The organism is Exiguobacterium sp. s138, assembly GCF_018618775.1.
GTDB classification, from domain to species: Bacteria; Bacillota; Bacilli; order Exiguobacteriales; family Exiguobacteriaceae; genus Exiguobacterium_A; species Exiguobacterium_A artemiae.
This window is the reverse complement of the sequence record NZ_JACSMW010000001.1, coordinates 614,323-629,748: the sequence shown is the minus strand read 5'-3', so window position 1 is coordinate 629,748 and position 15,426 is coordinate 614,323. Positions and strand designations below refer to the sequence as shown.

23 protein-coding genes are annotated in these 15,426 nt (G+C 43.7%); 1 reads left to right on the top strand and 22 read right to left on the bottom strand.

The annotated features are described in order from the left end of the window. Positions 1-2 precede the first annotated feature (2 nt). The 20 genes from KNP91_RS03290 to KNP91_RS03195 all read right to left on the bottom strand — a co-directional run bounded on the left by KNP91_RS03290 (position 3) and on the right by KNP91_RS03195 (position 12,788). The gene (locus KNP91_RS03290) at positions 3-320 is read right to left on the bottom strand and encodes a hypothetical protein (protein ID WP_131504002.1); all 318 of its coding nucleotides are present in this window, start codon (positions 318-320) and stop codon (positions 3-5) included. 237 nt (positions 321-557) lie between these two features. Further along, positions 558-728, bottom strand: coding sequence for a DUF6440 family protein (locus KNP91_RS03285; protein WP_214848620.1), 171 nt, complete (start codon positions 726-728; stop codon positions 558-560). A 197-nt stretch (positions 729-925) separates the two neighbouring features. Continuing rightward, positions 926-1,777 carry a hypothetical protein gene (locus KNP91_RS03280; protein ID WP_214848618.1) on the bottom strand — a complete coding sequence of 284 codons (852 nt, stop codon included), beginning with the start codon at positions 1,775-1,777 and terminating at the stop codon, positions 926-928. A gap of 127 nt (positions 1,778-1,904) precedes the next feature. After that, positions 1,905-2,138: a hypothetical protein gene (locus KNP91_RS03275; RefSeq protein ID WP_251135895.1), complete on the bottom strand. Its 234-nt coding sequence runs from the start codon at positions 2,136-2,138 to the stop codon at positions 1,905-1,907. A 16-nt stretch (positions 2,139-2,154) separates the two neighbouring features. Next, positions 2,155-2,931: an ankyrin repeat domain-containing protein gene (locus tag KNP91_RS03270; protein ID WP_214848614.1), complete on the bottom strand. Its 777-nt coding sequence runs from the start codon at positions 2,929-2,931 to the stop codon at positions 2,155-2,157. 325 nt (positions 2,932-3,256) lie between these two features. After that, the gene (locus KNP91_RS03265) at positions 3,257-3,565 is read right to left on the bottom strand and encodes a hypothetical protein (RefSeq protein WP_214848611.1); all 309 of its coding nucleotides are present in this window, start codon (positions 3,563-3,565) and stop codon (positions 3,257-3,259) included. A gap of 127 nt (positions 3,566-3,692) precedes the next feature. Then, positions 3,693-4,376: a hypothetical protein gene (locus KNP91_RS03260; protein WP_214848610.1), complete on the bottom strand. Its 684-nt coding sequence runs from the start codon at positions 4,374-4,376 to the stop codon at positions 3,693-3,695. Then, positions 4,366-4,992 carry a hypothetical protein gene (locus KNP91_RS03255; protein ID WP_214848608.1) on the bottom strand — a complete coding sequence of 209 codons (627 nt, stop codon included), beginning with the start codon at positions 4,990-4,992 and terminating at the stop codon, positions 4,366-4,368. The genes KNP91_RS03260 and KNP91_RS03255 overlap by 11 nt, the downstream gene beginning before the upstream one ends. A 109-nt stretch (positions 4,993-5,101) precedes the next feature. Continuing rightward, positions 5,102-5,359 (bottom strand): hypothetical protein, encoded by a 258-nt coding sequence (locus KNP91_RS03250; RefSeq protein WP_014970230.1) that lies wholly within the window; start codon positions 5,357-5,359, stop codon positions 5,102-5,104. Between the two features lie 673 nt (positions 5,360-6,032). Next, positions 6,033-7,199: an IS200/IS605 family element RNA-guided endonuclease TnpB gene (gene tnpB / locus KNP91_RS03245; RefSeq protein WP_214848764.1), complete on the bottom strand. Its 1,167-nt coding sequence runs from the start codon at positions 7,197-7,199 to the stop codon at positions 6,033-6,035. A 192-nt stretch (positions 7,200-7,391) separates the two neighbouring features. After that, entirely contained in the window at positions 7,392-7,784 is a 393-nt protein-coding gene (locus KNP91_RS03240) for a hypothetical protein (RefSeq protein ID WP_214848606.1), read from the bottom strand. Positions 7,785-7,829: 45 nt separating this feature from the next. Then, positions 7,830-8,447 (bottom strand): hypothetical protein, encoded by a 618-nt coding sequence (locus KNP91_RS03235; protein WP_214848605.1) that lies wholly within the window; start codon positions 8,445-8,447, stop codon positions 7,830-7,832. A gap of 72 nt (positions 8,448-8,519) precedes the next feature. After that, entirely contained in the window at positions 8,520-9,275 is a 756-nt protein-coding gene (locus tag KNP91_RS03230; protein WP_214848604.1) for a hypothetical protein, read from the bottom strand. Positions 9,276-9,386: 111 nt separating this feature from the next. Then, positions 9,387-9,866, bottom strand: a complete 480-nt coding sequence (locus tag KNP91_RS03225) for a hypothetical protein (protein ID WP_214848603.1) — start codon at positions 9,864-9,866, stop codon at positions 9,387-9,389. Positions 9,867-10,025: 159 nt separating this feature from the next. Then, positions 10,026-10,196 carry a hypothetical protein gene (locus tag KNP91_RS03220; RefSeq protein ID WP_214848601.1) on the bottom strand — a complete coding sequence of 57 codons (171 nt, stop codon included), beginning with the start codon at positions 10,194-10,196 and terminating at the stop codon, positions 10,026-10,028. Then, on the bottom strand, positions 10,193-10,777 hold the full coding sequence (locus KNP91_RS03215) for a hypothetical protein (protein WP_214848599.1): 585 nt from the start codon (positions 10,775-10,777) through the stop codon (positions 10,193-10,195). Before KNP91_RS03215 ends, KNP91_RS03220 begins: the two co-directional genes overlap by 4 nt. Positions 10,778-10,904: 127 nt before the next feature. Continuing rightward, complete coding sequence (locus tag KNP91_RS03210) at positions 10,905-11,471, bottom strand: hypothetical protein (RefSeq protein ID WP_214848598.1); 567 nt, start codon at positions 11,469-11,471, stop codon at positions 10,905-10,907. A gap of 29 nt (positions 11,472-11,500) precedes the next feature. Then, positions 11,501-11,887 carry a DUF5412 family protein gene (locus KNP91_RS03205; RefSeq protein WP_353048707.1) on the bottom strand — a complete coding sequence of 129 codons (387 nt, stop codon included), beginning with the start codon at positions 11,885-11,887 and terminating at the stop codon, positions 11,501-11,503. Positions 11,888-12,041: 154 nt separating this feature from the next. Next, positions 12,042-12,362, bottom strand: a complete 321-nt coding sequence (locus KNP91_RS03200) for a hypothetical protein (protein WP_214848596.1) — start codon at positions 12,360-12,362, stop codon at positions 12,042-12,044. Between the two features lie 48 nt (positions 12,363-12,410). After that, a complete protein-coding gene (locus KNP91_RS03195; protein ID WP_251135849.1) occupies positions 12,411-12,788 on the bottom strand; it encodes a hypothetical protein in 378 nt (125 codons plus the stop codon). A gap of 311 nt (positions 12,789-13,099) precedes the next feature. Between KNP91_RS03195 and KNP91_RS03190 the strand changes: the two genes are divergently transcribed. Beyond that, positions 13,100-13,321 carry a hypothetical protein gene (locus KNP91_RS03190; protein ID WP_214848593.1) on the top strand — a complete coding sequence of 74 codons (222 nt, stop codon included), beginning with the start codon at positions 13,100-13,102 and terminating at the stop codon, positions 13,319-13,321. Positions 13,322-13,378: 57 nt separating this feature from the next. Here the strand turns inward: KNP91_RS03190 and KNP91_RS03185 are convergent, their stop codons facing one another. Together KNP91_RS03185 and KNP91_RS03180 are read right to left on the bottom strand one after the other, a co-directional pair. After that, positions 13,379-14,668, bottom strand: a complete 1,290-nt coding sequence (locus tag KNP91_RS03185; RefSeq protein WP_285801086.1) for a histidine--tRNA ligase — start codon at positions 14,666-14,668, stop codon at positions 13,379-13,381. Positions 14,669-14,920: 252 nt separating this feature from the next. After that, positions 14,921-15,388 carry a hypothetical protein gene (locus KNP91_RS03180; protein ID WP_214848590.1) on the bottom strand — a complete coding sequence of 156 codons (468 nt, stop codon included), beginning with the start codon at positions 15,386-15,388 and terminating at the stop codon, positions 14,921-14,923. Positions 15,389-15,426: the final 38 nt, after the last annotated feature.

The window sequence follows — 15,426 nt, the reverse complement described above, 5'->3', positions numbered from 1 at the left end:
TTTTAGTCAATGCTCAGAGAAGCAAATACGTCGTCAGCATCAATGAATGTTTCCGGCGAATTTTCCGCATCTCGTAGACGAGAAAGAAGCTCAAATTCTTCAATTAAAGCTGCTTGTTTGATAATCATCTCGCTCATTTCTTCGAATTGATGAAAACCTACAACGACCGTATCAATTTCTCCTTGCGCATTAGTGACGAAGAGTGGCACCTCTTGTGCTTTTTCTCTTGTCTGTTTGAAAGAACGTGAGACAGCAGTCGTTGAGATAATTTGATCCGCAGTAAGCGTCACAACCGACCGTTCTTTTGATTTCGAAATCATATAAAACTCCTCCTCAATCCCACTCTGCTCTTCACCTTGTTACAGTAATCTCAGTTTTCATAGATAGGCACCATGCCATTGAAACGTTTAGATGGATGAGTGAAAAGCACGTGGATAGTTTTAAATATGATATAGTAGACAATTTCTTTGCTTTAATAACTATATACATCGTATCACACGTTTTAAAAAACGTATAGGTAAACGTTTTAAAAGACGTATCAAAATACGTTTATAGATTTAACTTTTATCAACAACCACATTTCCTTCTTTGTCTAATAAGGGCGTCATCCCACTGAGACCAAGACCGCTTGTCATTATATAATTCACACCGGTCTCTGTATCGACGATGATTTTAATGATTCCTCCGCTCAGATGTTGTTTGGACTTTACGGTAAACCGTTTTTTCATTCCGCGTACACTCCTTGCTTCATTTTTTAATCAAGACATCTATTTTCCCGGGAACTTCGAGCTTATCAATGTTCAAACGTTGTATCTCTAACGTCATCTTTAAATCCTTCTCTTCTCCGACCCAACAAAATAGCGCTTAAAGTAAAACAATAACAGCATCCGAAAAGGATGCTGCGCATTGTAAACCAATTCTGTTATTACTTCTTCGTCATGTAGACTTCAATGATCTTTGTGTATAACGCATCCAATCGGGCATTCTCTTGTACCAGGATCGTTTCTTTTGTATTCACAAACAGTTGATTCGCTTCTTCAAATTTACTGGCGTAAACCAGCAATCTGATTGCACCTCGTTTGTCTCCGACAATTTCCGATGAGTCTTCACGAGCATACAGAAGCCGATCATATACTTGATCCATGATTTCGATTTTCTCGTCTGCACTAAAGTTATTGGCATCCAGATAAGCTTTCAAACGATTGGCGTAGTCCTTATAGTCGAGAACCATTAAGCCTTTTGTAATCGATCCGTACTGACCTTCAAATAACTTGATCTGCTTATTTTCATAGTCAACAATCACTTTATAGAGAGCCTGTCCTTCTTTGGTCAACACCTTTTCCGCCTTCGTCAAACGAATGGTTTCTTTTTTCAAAGCATCAATCCGCTTGTCCGCAGCCTTTCTTTCCTTCTGCGTGTTCACTTCTTTAATCAGCTTTTTCAAGGCTTCCGCTTCTTTTCGTGCCTTCTTACGGTCCGTCATATACTGTTTTGATTTTTTGTTATACGCTTCCACTTTGGCGCGGTACACAGAATCCGTGATGTAATCCGGTACTTTGATTCCGCCCAGATTCCCCAAATGGAAGAGTGTGCTGCCGTACGATGCTACGACTTTCGTTTGTTTGGCGCGATACTTTTTGTAGTCGAATTTTTTCTTCGCGACTTGAGTCGTCTTGGTCGAAGCGTCCGCTATATTGCTGTTTACTCCGACTCCCGTCAATACAAGAGCCGTTACAAGCGTACTCGCCATTGCTTTACGAACTGTTACCTTTTTCATACATTCACGTCCTTTTTTTATGTGGATTGTACTTTAGTCATTTTCAATTCCAAGGAAATAAGTAAATATATTCCATACCTTCAGTTTATCATGTCCGGATGCCGTTGTTGAACAAAATTCATGTAGATTACCGCTTTATTTTCTCTTCCGGTATGAGAAGAAAAATACCTAAGCAAATCAAGATTCCGAACAGGACATAATCCGTTGTCGGTAGTCCTCCTCCCCAGGCAAGATCCCCGTCTTTCGTAACAATCATTGATCCCACAGCCGCAATCGTCTCCGTCATTTTATTGAGCTGGATGATCAGCAGACTAAACAAAACCGTCTGGACGATAATCAAGACCCCAATCCATTTCTTCACGTCGATTTCCTCCTGCTCAAGTTTGTAATAAGGCTACGATTTCCGGATAACGATGTTTGACGGCAAAGTCGAGTGCCGTTCTCCCTTCCGTGTCTGGATGCTGTCGGTCTGCACCATGCTCCAATAATAATTTGGTGATTTCGGTCAAACCGTACTGACTCGCAAGCATCAACGGGGTATTGTTCTCATTGAACGGATTTTCGATTTCAATATCGGCTCCTGCTGCCAGTAATGCCTGTACCGCTTTGATATGCCCTTCCCCGGTGGCCAGATGGAGTGGTGCAAAGCCGTTCATTTCCATCCGATTGACATCGGCTCCCGCTTCCACCAGCATACGAATTTTCTTTGTCTTTCCTTCTTGAGCCGCATAATGCAGCGGCGTATGCCCTTCTCCACTATCTGTCTGCCAATCCACACGTGTCCGGTCTTCCAGTAATCGTCGAAGAACCCGTTTGTTCCCGGAACGGACAGCGATAAAATGCAGTGCCGTATAGCCGTCCCCGTCAAAATCAAGGGCAGCACCGCGGTCAATCAGCTGAATCGCGATTTCACCCTGCTTTTCATACAAGGCGAGATGCAACGGTGTCAGACCATCCTTATCGCGTTGGTTGATATCCGCCCCATGATCAAGCAACAGCGTGACGATTTCGTCATATCCTTCCTCGACTGCCCAGTGCAGTGCGGAAGATCCTTCTTCATCGAGCGCATTCAAATCATCTCCGCGCGCGATACATGTCTTCACCTTTTTGATATTTCCGAAAAAAGCATAATCTTGAATTGATTTTTTAGCCATGTCGTCTCTCCTTTTTTCAACTATGGTCAAGTCAAATGATGTCGTGACGTATAGAAAAAGAAGAAAACGATTTTACTCGTTTTCTTCTTTTCGATTAGTCGGATCATTAAGCGTTCTAATCTGACTTCGAGCCTCTTGACTGTACCGACAAGATACAACATACCGACATGGAGCAACATACTCGATTTTGCTCTCGGTTCTCTCAGACGCACGATGTGTTTCACTAATAATTAAATCGCCCGTCGTCTCATATCGAGAGCATGGACAGTTGTGTAGCAGTATGGGTGACCCAGGTGTATTGATTCACGCTTAACTCCTTTACGTGTTAAAAGTTCGTTTGTTTTTTACGTTTAACCAGCAAGAGAACAATCAGAAGAAGAGCCTCAAGAATCAGAAAGATACCACCAAAGAAATAAACGACCAGAACCTGACTGACTCCATCAATCGCGACTTCAAAAAACCACATTAGGGAGATGACGAGTGTATAGATGAAGTTGACAAGTGTTCCTCTGAACAGACTTTCTTTTAAGCTTTTCGTGTTCCGAGCTTGACTAGTGATGACAACGATCGCTCCTATTGCCCAGATGATCAACAAAAGCTCAAAGACAAAATCAGAATTCCGTTGTACGTCCATGACATCGCTCCCTTTTTCGATAGACTGATTCAGTTCATGAATCGTGCCGATTAATGTGCTACATATAATTCACAGGATTGTTACACCCACCAGTCTTCCGAAAGTTGAATGCATGGGATTTTCAGTTTCACTCTTCGAAATCCGGATATTCTGTTATTTTCCGTCTACTGACACGTTTACCTTGTCCGATTTGATCCGTTTTTTTCAAATGGTGCTGCACGACAAGTAACACCAACATGACTGCTGATAAAACAGATAAAGTGGCGTAATATGGCTGTACTTCCCGCTCCAGTTCAAAAGCGGACAAAACCTGCAAGACCATCAACGCACCAAACATTCCGTGAAAGTATCGCCGGAAAATTTTGGGCAGACCGGCTTGACGAAAAGTTTCATACCAGACGTACAGTCCTAAACCGAATGCAAAATTATTAAGCCTCTCGTAAGGAAGGACGAACAGGAGCACCCCGAGTCCAAGGAACAGCCATGCCAAACGAATAGCCGGATCAAAAAAGGCCGGATCAAGCGATGATTCTTCCGATGCTTCGATGACGTGCACTGCCTGTTCTGCCTCTGTCAGCGGTCGAAAGCCGAGTGCTTCTTTTTCTTCGGCCAACTGACGCATCCGCTGTTTCATACCGACATAAAACGGAAATCGTTCTGTCGTGATCTCTCCTTCGTTCGTTTGGCCATTCGCCTGCTCTTGGATGGAGACCTGATAAAGCGTCCGCCCCACCCGGTAACAGACCCAGTAATCGACGGTTTGACTAATCTCTCGTTTTAACTGAATCAGTGATTCTTGTTTATCCTTCATGCGGCGTGATCTCCTTCGTCGTCAGTTCCTTCAATTGTTGCGTCGTGTACAGTAAGAGGATGAATCCTGCGATGAGGCAGACGGTTCCGTTGGCAGAAAGATTAAATGGTTTTAAATAATCTTTTGATGAACCGGCCAATATGAAAAAGAATATGCCTCCTGACCAACGATAAAAGCGGGCACGGGCTGTTTTTCCTTCGACATAGATCGGATAAAAGAAAGATAAGAACACAAGCGGAATATATCCCGGGATTGGTAACAGACCGGTTAATGTCGATACTCCGCACAGCATGAGCAAGAGAGCACTCAGGAGACGCAGTTTGATGTTGCGCCGATCTGCGCGGTAGTCCATCGCCTCAGATTGAGAAAAAGGTGCTTTCAAGTACCCCTCCTCCATCTTTTGACGCATCCATTCTTTTTTCTGACGATAGGCGGCAAATGTATTTTTAAAAGGCATTCGAACAGTCGCCGTCTCTTCGTTAACTTCAATCATGTCGTCACTATCCGGGGCCGGTTCTTTCCGGGCAACGCCTTCCCTGACGAATAACGTGCGTCCTTCTTGGTGATAGACGACATGATAGACTTCATCGTCAATTTGCTTTAATAATTGCACCATGCTGGTAGCTCCCTTTACATCGCTGTATATATAATTTTTTTAAGACTGCATCCCACACCTTCAGTCGTGTGTGATGAATGATGCCCGCCTCCTATTTCTTCTCTTTTCCTTACCAAACTGCGTTGACACCATACAGTAAAAGCACCCCTCCTGCTAAGCAGAAATAACCGTATTGTCTGACGGATAATGAACTAAAGAGGATGACACCAATCGATAAGAGAAGACTGAGCAAAAATGAATCGACATGATCGACCCCGTCTCCATGCCCGGATAACGGCGTTTTGTTTGCATGCTTACATCGGATGAAGTACGTTCCTAACATCAACAAAAAGAGTCCGGCAGCAAGACCGATGAATGGTAAGATCACGAACGGTTCCTCCAAGATATGTATTCATTTTCATTAGATAGTAAATTTTTTATAAAAATATTATACTACTTATAAATACGATATTTCCCTTTATTAAGTTTCAAAAATGAAAAAAATCCCAAATCGAATGTTTAGAGATCGTAATCAAGAAACGTAATTCTCCCAATCGGATATCGACAAGATGTTTAGAAATACCACATACAGAAAAAGCCGACATCGCTGATTGGATGTGGGCTTCGTTTGATTATCGTGAGTTTTAATGGATTGACCGTATTTTTCTTGATCGCAACAATTAATTATGAAGTTTTAAAACCTCTTATACGAAAGGCTTACAATTGAAGTCTACTAATTTATTCGTGTCGAATAATAGATTTTCGAATTGATCCGCTCGATGCTGTTCGATATATTTTTTTCGAATTTAAATATTTTCACGGGAATACGACTATAAGTACAGAAAAACAAACAATGGTGATTAAAATCATCCCAAAGGTCATAGCTAGGTTAAACGTCCAATAGGGTATTGATTGATTCTTATAAACATCCAGTCTCTTGATCGGCAAGATAAATATTAACCAAATGGTAATCATAAAAAAAGCAGTTGAACTACCTCCACCTACACTTCGCTTAGAGGTGAAGGATTCCTGAGTTATCCGACCTAACGGTCGGAACCTGATCAGGCTAACCCCGTCGTCCCGACGGTTGAAGAAGCTAAGATACGTTCAGCTTCTCGTTTGAGATTCAATCCTGCGTTCACATCCCGGTCGTGGTGGATCCCGCAACTCGGGCATGTCCATTCACGCAAGCCTAGATGTTTCACATCCTTGTGTTGATGACCGCAACTCGAGCAGAGTTGACTTGATGCGAAGGTCTTGCCGACCTTCACGACGGTTTTCCCATACCAGCCCGCCTTGTATTCGAGCATACGGAAGAACTCCGACCAGCTGACGTCCGAGATGGCCTTACTCAATTTGCGGTTCTTCTGCATGTTCTTCACCTGCAAGTTCTCGATGCCGATAACGTCGTGGTTTTGGACGATCTCGGTCGATACCTTGTGCAGAAAGTCAGTGCGCTTGTTGGCAATCTTCTCGTGGATGCGGGCGACCTTCTGCTTCTGGTAGTTCTTCGACTCGGAAAGCTTCACTTTCTTGGCCAGGGCGATGCGTTGACGGCGGGAGAGCTTACGCTGTTCGCGCACCAGTTTCTTTTCAAGCGAACGGAAGTAACGGTCGTTTTGGTAGACCGTGCCGTCCGACAGGATGGCGAAGTTCTTGAGTCCGACGTCGACGCCGACGGATGAACCGGTCTTCGGCAGTTCATGGATCTCCTGTTCGACGAGCAGGGAGACAAAGTATTTTCCTGAAGCGTTTCGTCGGATAGTGGCGTTCAATATACGGCCTGTGACCTGTTTCGAATGGGCGAAACGAACCCATTTCAGCTTGGGAAGTTTGATCTTCTTGCACACAATCGAGACTTCAGGAAGTTGATTTTCGCCTTGGATATTGGTCTTGTACGATTGGACGGGATGGCGCTTGGACTTGAAACGAGGGCGTTCATTCTGTTTCTTGAAGAAGCGATCAAACGCATCGGCAAGATGTTTGACGCTGATCTGAACAGATGTACTATCGACTTCTTTCAACCAGTCGAATTTCTGCTTCAACGAAGGAATTTCTTTGGAACAAGAGCCGTAGGACAGTCCTTTTCCAGTGGTCTTGTACGTTTCCTCCCACTTCGCCAAGAAGTGGTTAAAGATGAAACGCGAACATCCAATCGTCTTCGCAATCAGGGTTTCCTGCTCTTTTGTGGGGTAGATTCTGAATTTGTAGGACTTGTGCTTCAACACCATGTTTCACCTCCTTCAAAGGGAATATACCCGAAAGGCAGGCTGGCGATAAGATACGTTTATCCGAAACTAACTCATCGATTGAAAATCTTATGATAATCCACATTCCTATGTTAATCACAAATGCTGCGATGAAAAATCTCATTAATATTGATTGATTCATATTGTCTCCTTAGTTGTATTGATCGTTGATTAATCACCCCAAAAACAAATCAACGCGTTCTGGTATACAGTCGCGATACACATTCGCTTAAGCAATTCTAAAAATTGATGTAGTTCCATTATTAACTCATTTGATTGATGAATCATCCAAGGTTCATTTGGATAATAATGTGCCTGATTCACTAACCATGCTTCCTTCGGCGTACAATACCGTTGAATGAGTAGTTCACAAATTCCGATCAGCTCGTTCACTTCCCTTGCTAAAAACAATCGATCCGCATAGGAATCTAGGTGAATCAGCAAATCACAACGATCAGAAACGCTGGAGAAGTCTTGAATCAAAAAAATGTGGACACGAATCGGGTAACGGAGAATATCTTTTTCTTCTGGAACTTCTTTTAAGCTCGTACTGATACCAAACATATTTTCGTCTCTCCTTTCTTTAAGGTTTGCCTGTTTTACTTTTCCTTACTCATAGTAATCGATGCCGTCACCTTCAGGCAGTAACGCTTTCACCTTGTCCTCTGTATCAAAACAGGCTTCATTCGAAAACAGATAATAGCCCATGAAATCGTGTTCGATCGTGATGAAAGACATTTCTACTGTTGTATGAACAACAGGAATGATACGTTCTTTTTTGAAAAACCATCCTTTAACCATTCTCAGCTCAAACGTCAGGAGATTCGTAAACGAGAGGAAGTAAAAATCGTTTGCAGCAGCATACCAGTACGTTTCGTCCAACAGAAGTTCTAGTTCGCTGGCATCGTTCACTTGAACACTGTAATAAGGTCTGCGCTTATCCGGTGAAAACTTCGTGTAAGACAATTTTTCCCGCTGAAAAAACAACTCTATATCCTCATCTGTAAACCCGCCACCAAACGTCACGAAGATTGGGAATCGATTCAGACGTATCAAAAAATGCTTTAATACATCGTTCGAATCAGCTTGGTAGTCTCTTTTCTCATCATTCGGGATGCACCCCATCGAGTAGATTGATTTGATGTGTTCTGGTTCATCGGTGTCTAGATAGCGTTCCTTGATCACTTTTTTATGATCGGTATGCTCCTCGAGATAGATATATAGCATAAGTCTTCCTCCATGTATCCTGCTTGTTCCATTCACTAAACGAAACTTCCCTATGCATCGTGGTCCAGTTATTTACGCATGTTGAATATCGTCTATATTTCCAAAGTGCGCGATCTTTCCATTGGTACAGAAATGATCGAGCATACCAAACCGTCCATTTACATCACGTGTCATAATAAAGTTATACGGCATGCACAACATGAACTCTGTCATGAAGTTCTCGAGCGTTCGTCGAGAGGGCTTTGAGTAATTCGTTTGCAGGAATCCAGAAGTAATTTCTTTTCGGTTCAGCAAATGCAACAAACGATCTTCGAAGACGCCTTGCCAATTCGTATCGGTTAATGTCATCGCATGAATCGAGTCCTCATCATTTAAAACGCCACGGCCGCAAAAAACGACCTCAACCGGGAACGTCGCATACGGTAAGACAGCATCAAAAAAGTTTTCGTACTCCGTACCCGACTCGCTTAGTTCCTCATAGAAGACACCATACATCGAGACACTATTGTTAGTAACGCAAACGATTTCCTGCCCGTGTTTCCGAATGCTTAGAATCGTCTTCGACTCGACTGACATCCCTATCTGTTCGATTTCAAGTTGATTTAGAAATGTCTTAAGTTGCGAAGTATCTGTCATAATGACATGCGACAAGGCCGTCCAGTCCGACAAATCGTAGGTATTGCGGTTTTGTTTCACCGGACGTTCCAGCAATTTGACTTCAAAAGGATAGTTATGCTGAGTCACTTGAATTCGGACGAGCTCTTGCCAATCGTCATGCGGTAACAGTTCCCGGTAGACATCAATCCATTCACCACTCTGAAATTCCACTTTTGCTCCTCCTAAAACTTGGCTTACCTCATTCCTTAGTACGTTGCAAACCCAAAACCCCGTTCACCAATTGCAGCGTTCGTGGATTATCTTTGTGATTTTTCTATCAAATCAATCCCACCGACAGGTCACGCTTTCGTCTACTTCAAGCCGTAGATGAATCAAAGTATTTGCGTTCAGACCTGAGAGAGTTAGAGAGCGAGTCCCTCCACCGGCATAGGACAATTCGAAAACGACACCTGTCCTCTCTTTTAGTAAAAAGAATGTCCAGTGAAGGTCGTATTCACGCTCATACAAAAGATCCCACAATGGTTCATTAAAAGCCGTTTCGTTTACCGCATACAATTTCATGAAATCATTTTCGCCCAACAGTTGAAGCGCAGCGAACACTTTCTCGTTTGGAATTCGCGGTTTTTGAATGATCAAGGAATAACCTTCCGCCAGCTTCTCGAGCAGTTTCGTTTTACTGTCCGGGATATCCTCTTCCACCACGGTTGAGGGCAGGTCATTGATTTTCAACGGGAGACCAAATTCATATTCAAACGGGTCTTCAAATTTCAAAAGTTCTGCATGGGAATACGTCGTCTTCATCGATATAGTCCTCTCTAACATCCGTTGTGCTTAAGATTTCTCGTAGGCATATTAAAAAATCTCACCTTCTACTTAAATGGTTACTTCAATAAGCTTAGGCCAGACGCTTTCAATCGCTGATATTCAATTATTCGAAGTCCGCTTCAAAATCCTATTTCCTCAGTTTCCCTTCTCCGTTAGACTAGACGATACTTTTTGACAGAGGTATCCGACGATATGATCATGAGTCGTCCGTTCCTCCAAGTCATCGTTTTCAACCAATTCGTCAATCGCTTCCGAAATGACGTTCCACAGTTCCGTATTCTTGTATGGATCGTAAGGAGTTTTCATTGCTTATTCTCTCCCTGCTTTTCTTGTCGTTCCCGCCACTCCATGAACCCTTCCGTCTCCTCTTTTAAAAAGCGCAACCAAAGTTCATACGTCCGGGCGTGTTCCCGCCATTCCTCCATGAACTCGGTCTTTTGAACCGAATCATCGAGTTGATCCATCAATAAACGGGTTTCCTGCAGCGTCTCCGCATCGTCCTCCGTCTCACTTAAATACAAATCTTCATTGAGATGATGGAAGGCGTACCACAGCCAATTCAACAGATGACGAATCATCGTCTCGATTGCCAGTTGTTCCTGCCGACCACCGCGGTCAATCGCCGTCTGTAGATACTCAAGACGGTTGTCTTCTTCAAAAGAGAAGATCCCAAACCACCGATACGGTCGTACGTCTTCCGGCAAATCATTCATCCATTGTTTCAGGACAGGTTTTAATAACCGCTCATTCAAAGGATGAATCAGCAGTTCATGCACATCTTCTTCTCGTTCACATGCGGTCAGCAACCAGTCCGCGAACTGCCGTTGCCGCTGAATGTCCCATCCAAGTGCTTCCGCTATGAATTTTTTCATCTGCTGTAAAAACACGTTTCACAATCCCTGTTGTTTCGCAAGATAAGCGGAACGTAATGATGAGAAGTCTGAACTCTCTTTTTCTTGCAACAACTGCTTTAAAAATGTTGTCGGCATGCCTGACCCTCCCGTTCTTGTCAGCTTACGTGTTAAAACGTTTTTTGCTTTTATTCATGTAGGCCCATAGGAACATGCCCGTTACGAGTAACAGACCGGCGTCCAGATATTTTATGTCCGGTGCCTGTCTGTAACTGATGTTAATCAGGAAATAACTGATAAAGCACATCGTTTTGACCCAAAACGGCAGCATTTTTCCGCTCGTCGACATGATGAGGAAGGGTACTGCAAGGATGACCATCACGTACGGAGATAAAGTCCAGGGTGTTACGAGCGGAATCAATCCCACTCCGAAAAGTACATACGCAAACCATGTCGCCCTCTTGTGAAACGTCAACTGTTCTTCTTGACTCGGCACGGGATCCGGTGTGATTTCCTGTTGATACCCGTCTGCCTGCTTCTCGGCAATCAGTTCCTTCACGCGACGTCGGGCTTGAAAACGAAACGTAAACCGTTCTTCCGTTTTTTCATCGATATCTTCATCAAGCATCCATGGTTCATTGACTCCAAAAAATGCCTGAACCGTCCGGCCGTCGCGATAAATAGTCCAGAAATATATCAAGTTGCCGATTTGCTTTCTAAGTATGATCATCAGGATATTTCATCTTCCCTTCACGAACTCTATTTTGCTGGATAAATCGGTTGATCCAATCTGAAATCATACACCTCGGTCCAGATGTTTAAGCGGGTGTCATTAATAATGACAACGTCCCGTCGCCATTTCACACTTACCTCTCTACACGGATATTCCCAGTAAACACGCCGCTGTTCTTTTGTTTTTTGATCTTCCATGATGCCGAGCATCGCAAATCCCGTCGTCGCCCCGCCGCTCGAACAGTAAAACCGTAACGTATACCGCTCGTCCGGAGAAGTGACCGTCTTGTATAGATCGCCTCGCGGTACGTATTTGATATCTACGGCGAATAATAAAATGTAGATTTGCCAGGCCAAATATCCCGCCAGCAGTATGCCAAGTAGACTGGCGATGATTCTAAATTTTTTCCACACATTAATTTCCTCTTTCCTTGCTTATTACCATGACGCACTGATCCCGTATAGCAGAAGAAAGCCGCCTACCATCAACAGAATGGAGATGATCAACATTTTTTTCTTCAATATGAACAGCTCCTATTTAATGTCTATGTATGACTTCTATCATATGTCATCCTAAAACTGTTCCGAACAACACCACAACCAAGGCCATCGTCAGCGACCAGACGATTGTTTTCCTATTGCTTCCTTCAATTCGTACATACCAGAGCGGAAAGATATTCATGACTAACAAGCCAAAGGACCGGTATAGCTTTTCCTCTGCAGCATCCCACCCAAGCAATGCGGTTACACCTACTAAAACTAGCAATAAAACGTTTAGACTGATACTGATCGTCCGAATACGACTTCCCGGTTGCAACCGATCAAACAGAAAGGCCGCGACCGTTCCGATACAGGTAGCTATACACAGATAATACAAAACGTGCTCCACTCTCATTCCTCCATTTTCAGTTTCAACCTTCTTTTACGTGTACCAGGATTAATCGGTTTCGTCATCTAGTAACCAGTCATCATTAATTTGCGAAATGACGGTCCCTTTCGGAAACCGGGTCATCAGGTGTTCGATTGGTATATAGCTTTCATCGTTTGACAGCAGGTAAAAACCGTTGCAATCGTGGGCAATCTTAAAACAGGTCATGTTTGGATGCATGGTCAGCACACCAATCGGGCGAATCAGTTTCAATCGCCACCATTTTGTCTCCCCCAACTTAAATGACAGGTTATCTGAGTACGAGACGGTATATAACAGATTTTCCGATGCCAGCCAGTAGGTTTTGTTCAGGACAAGACGCAGTTCTTCCGCATTTTGAACAGTAATCGTATAACAGGGATGGTATTCCTTATAACGGACTTTCACCTCTCCGCCTCGAAACTGTGTATCTAAATCCAACACGACATACGAAAGCTTATTTTGCTTGAAGAACGCGTAATGTTCTTCATGTAACCCGTACTCATCCACAATACTGACATAGAGTGGAAACACCTGTTGATGGATTAAGAATTCGAGTATAAACTCTTTGTTTTCATCTTTGTTCTCCTCACCCCATCATCGTATCGTTCTATTCTTTTCAGCATAACGAATCTGGCTTAGGCTTTCCATTTTTTCTAGTATCCAGTATGCATTTTGATATACTAAAAGAAGAACTGACATATGAAAGGATGAATTATATGTGGAAACCACTGTTGTTTTTTTCTGTTTGGCTCAGCCTCAGCGTACCATTACAGTTGATTGCAGTCTTTACCATCTTCCAACCGCTTCTCGCTGTTGATAAGAGTGGCATCATCATGCTCGGTCTCCTCTTGCTTAGTACGATTGCAAATGTGTATCTTGTCACACGTGTCTGGAAATGGATCGAAGACAAACTGTACAAACGAAAGACTTTCATGTGAAAAACGCAGAGCCTCTTGTTCACGGAAGAACAAAGTATCTGCGTTTTTTCGTTCTCATCACATAAGGGATCTGACGGGATATTTGACACGTGTCGTTGCACCGCTCGCCATGTCTTTGATGTCAAAGAACCCGTTTTGAAGCTCGCTTTCGCCGAGGACGATGACTTCCGGAATCTGTTCCCGGTTGGCCCGCTCCATCGCTTTATTGACCTTTTTCCCGGATAGTTCCACTTCGACGCGGCGCCCTGATTTTCTTAAACGGACGGCCAGTTTCATTGCTTCCGGAATCGTGCCGACCGGAATGATATACAGATCTGTCGTCGCACGTTTCCCGACGCGCCCCGACTGTTCAAAAGCATACAAGATGACGTCCAAACCAAACGAGATGCCGACGGTCGAAAACGTCTGTCCGGATTTCAGTAATCCTCCGATTGCATTGTCATAACGGCCTCCGCTGCCGATGCTCGAGCGTATGGTCTCGTCCTCCAAGAAAATTTCGTAAATCGTCCCCGTGTAGATTTCAAGACCACGTGCAAGGAACGGATTAAACCGGCACGTGTCTACGATGTCCAGCCGCACCAGATAAGATGACAACTCTTCGAGTTCCGCCAAGCCCTGTTGCAAATCGGGATTTTCCTGCTCGAGTCCTTTAAAGTACTCAATCGTCCATTCTGATTTTGATTCAATAAACGACCGGATGTCTACAAGACAATTCTCGGCCAAATCCAGTTCAACCAACTCACGCATCATCGCTTCAACAGAAACTTTCTCCATCTTATCGAGCACGAGCAGCACACGATTCATCTTCTCTTCCGGCACTCCAAACTGTTGCAACAATCCGTATAGCAGTTTTCGGTTGTTGAACTGGATCTCGACCGGAAGTTCGAGTTTCCGGAATGCTTCGATTGCCATCATCATCAGTTCCGCCTCTACCGCCTGTGATTCCACACCGACGATGTCGACGTCACACTGGGTAAATTCCCGGTACCGCCCGGCTTTGATCGGCCCGTCCCGAAAGACTTTCCCGATTTCATAGCGTTTGAACGGCATTGTTAGCGACGGATTCATGGCGACGACTTTCGCGAACGGAATCGTTAAATCGTAGCACAACGCCAGGTCCCGCTCCCCGCGGTCCGTCAACCGGTACATTTCCTGCAAAATTTCCGCTCCACCGGCATATTTGGATGCAATCAATTCCGTGTAATTCAAAATCGGAGTTTCGAGCGGACGACATCCGTAAGCTGTGAATGTATCCTCGAGCGTCCGTCGGATGGTCCGTTTCGCATCTTCCTGATCCGGCAGGTAATCCTGTGTTCCCTTTACATTTTGATAGTCCATTTTCCGCATGACATTCTCTCCTTTTTTTGAAAAATAAAAAACCGCATAAAACTAAGCTGCCTGTCCGCTTAGTTATACGATTCACGATGAATAGCCTTCCTATTTAGATATTCAAAATATCCATAGCAAGACTACTCGGTATGATGATGTACATGTGTGACGACCGTTGACGGCATTCGCATATGATCCCCTCCTGTGTATTGGGCTAATCATACGAATACAATGGATAATTGTCAATTAATTACTTTTTATAAATGAGATTTACGTTTCTCGCTTCACATACACTGTCAGATAGACGTTATCGTGCTCTTCAAATAAATCGACCTTAAACGGGATGTCGGGATAGCGGGCATTCAGACTCATTTGCCATTGGGCCTGCAAGCCTTCTGAAAAATGATCAAAGACGGACTCCCACTCATCGTCATCAAACTGATCAAGTTGCATGTCACGGGTGCTGAAAAAGTCGTACGGTTCGTACAAATTAATCAGCTTTTCAATCGACGTTAAATCGTCTCCGAGTTCTTCTTTCCATGTTTTATAGGAACTATGCGAAGCCCCATCCTTTAAAAAATAACAGCCGTCCTTTTCAATCATCTCAGGATTAAAAAAACGTAAAAAGGCCAGCGCATCGAGCGAACTGAAACTGAAGTTCATGTAGCTCCACCAATCAAATGTCGGATTCGTTTCTTTGATTTTCATATATTCTTTATTTAATTCTTCCGGGAACATTGTCTCCTCCTTGAGGTTATGTCGTTTTGGTTAGTATG

Excerpts from the sequence above, each read along its gene's own strand:
- KNP91_RS03210 (WP_214848598.1), bottom strand. The coding sequence starts at position 11,471 with ATGATCATACTTAGAAAGCAAATCGGCAACTTGATATATTTCTGGACT.
- KNP91_RS03185 (WP_285801086.1), bottom strand. The coding sequence starts at position 14,668 with ATGCGGAAAATGGACTATCAAAATGTAAAGGGAACACAGGATTACCTG.
- KNP91_RS03290 (WP_131504002.1), bottom strand. The coding sequence starts at position 320 with ATGATTTCGAAATCAAAAGAACGGTCGGTTGTGACGCTTACTGCGGAT.
- KNP91_RS03270 (WP_214848614.1), bottom strand. The coding sequence starts at position 2,931 with ATGGCTAAAAAATCAATTCAAGATTATGCTTTTTTCGGAAATATCAAA.
- KNP91_RS03225 (WP_214848603.1), bottom strand. The coding sequence starts at position 9,866 with ATGAAGACGACGTATTCCCATGCAGAACTTTTGAAATTTGAAGACCCG.
- KNP91_RS03240 (WP_214848606.1), bottom strand. The coding sequence starts at position 7,784 with ATGTTTGGTATCAGTACGAGCTTAAAAGAAGTTCCAGAAGAAAAAGAT.
- KNP91_RS03285 (WP_214848620.1), bottom strand. The coding sequence starts at position 728 with ATGAAAAAACGGTTTACCGTAAAGTCCAAACAACATCTGAGCGGAGGA.
- KNP91_RS03260 (WP_214848610.1), bottom strand. The coding sequence starts at position 4,376 with ATGAAGGATAAACAAGAATCACTGATTCAGTTAAAACGAGAGATTAGT.
- KNP91_RS03220 (WP_214848601.1), bottom strand. The coding sequence starts at position 10,196 with ATGAAAACTCCTTACGATCCATACAAGAATACGGAACTGTGGAACGTC.
- KNP91_RS03280 (WP_214848618.1), bottom strand. The coding sequence starts at position 1,777 with ATGAAAAAGGTAACAGTTCGTAAAGCAATGGCGAGTACGCTTGTAACG.
- KNP91_RS03190 (WP_214848593.1), top strand. The coding sequence starts at position 13,100 with ATGTGGAAACCACTGTTGTTTTTTTCTGTTTGGCTCAGCCTCAGCGTA.
- KNP91_RS03265 (WP_214848611.1), bottom strand. The coding sequence starts at position 3,565 with ATGGACGTACAACGGAATTCTGATTTTGTCTTTGAGCTTTTGTTGATC.
- KNP91_RS03235 (WP_214848605.1), bottom strand. The coding sequence starts at position 8,447 with ATGCTATATATCTATCTCGAGGAGCATACCGATCATAAAAAAGTGATC.
- KNP91_RS03255 (WP_214848608.1), bottom strand. The coding sequence starts at position 4,992 with ATGGTGCAATTATTAAAGCAAATTGACGATGAAGTCTATCATGTCGTC.
- KNP91_RS03180 (WP_214848590.1), bottom strand. The coding sequence starts at position 15,388 with ATGTTCCCGGAAGAATTAAATAAAGAATATATGAAAATCAAAGAAACG.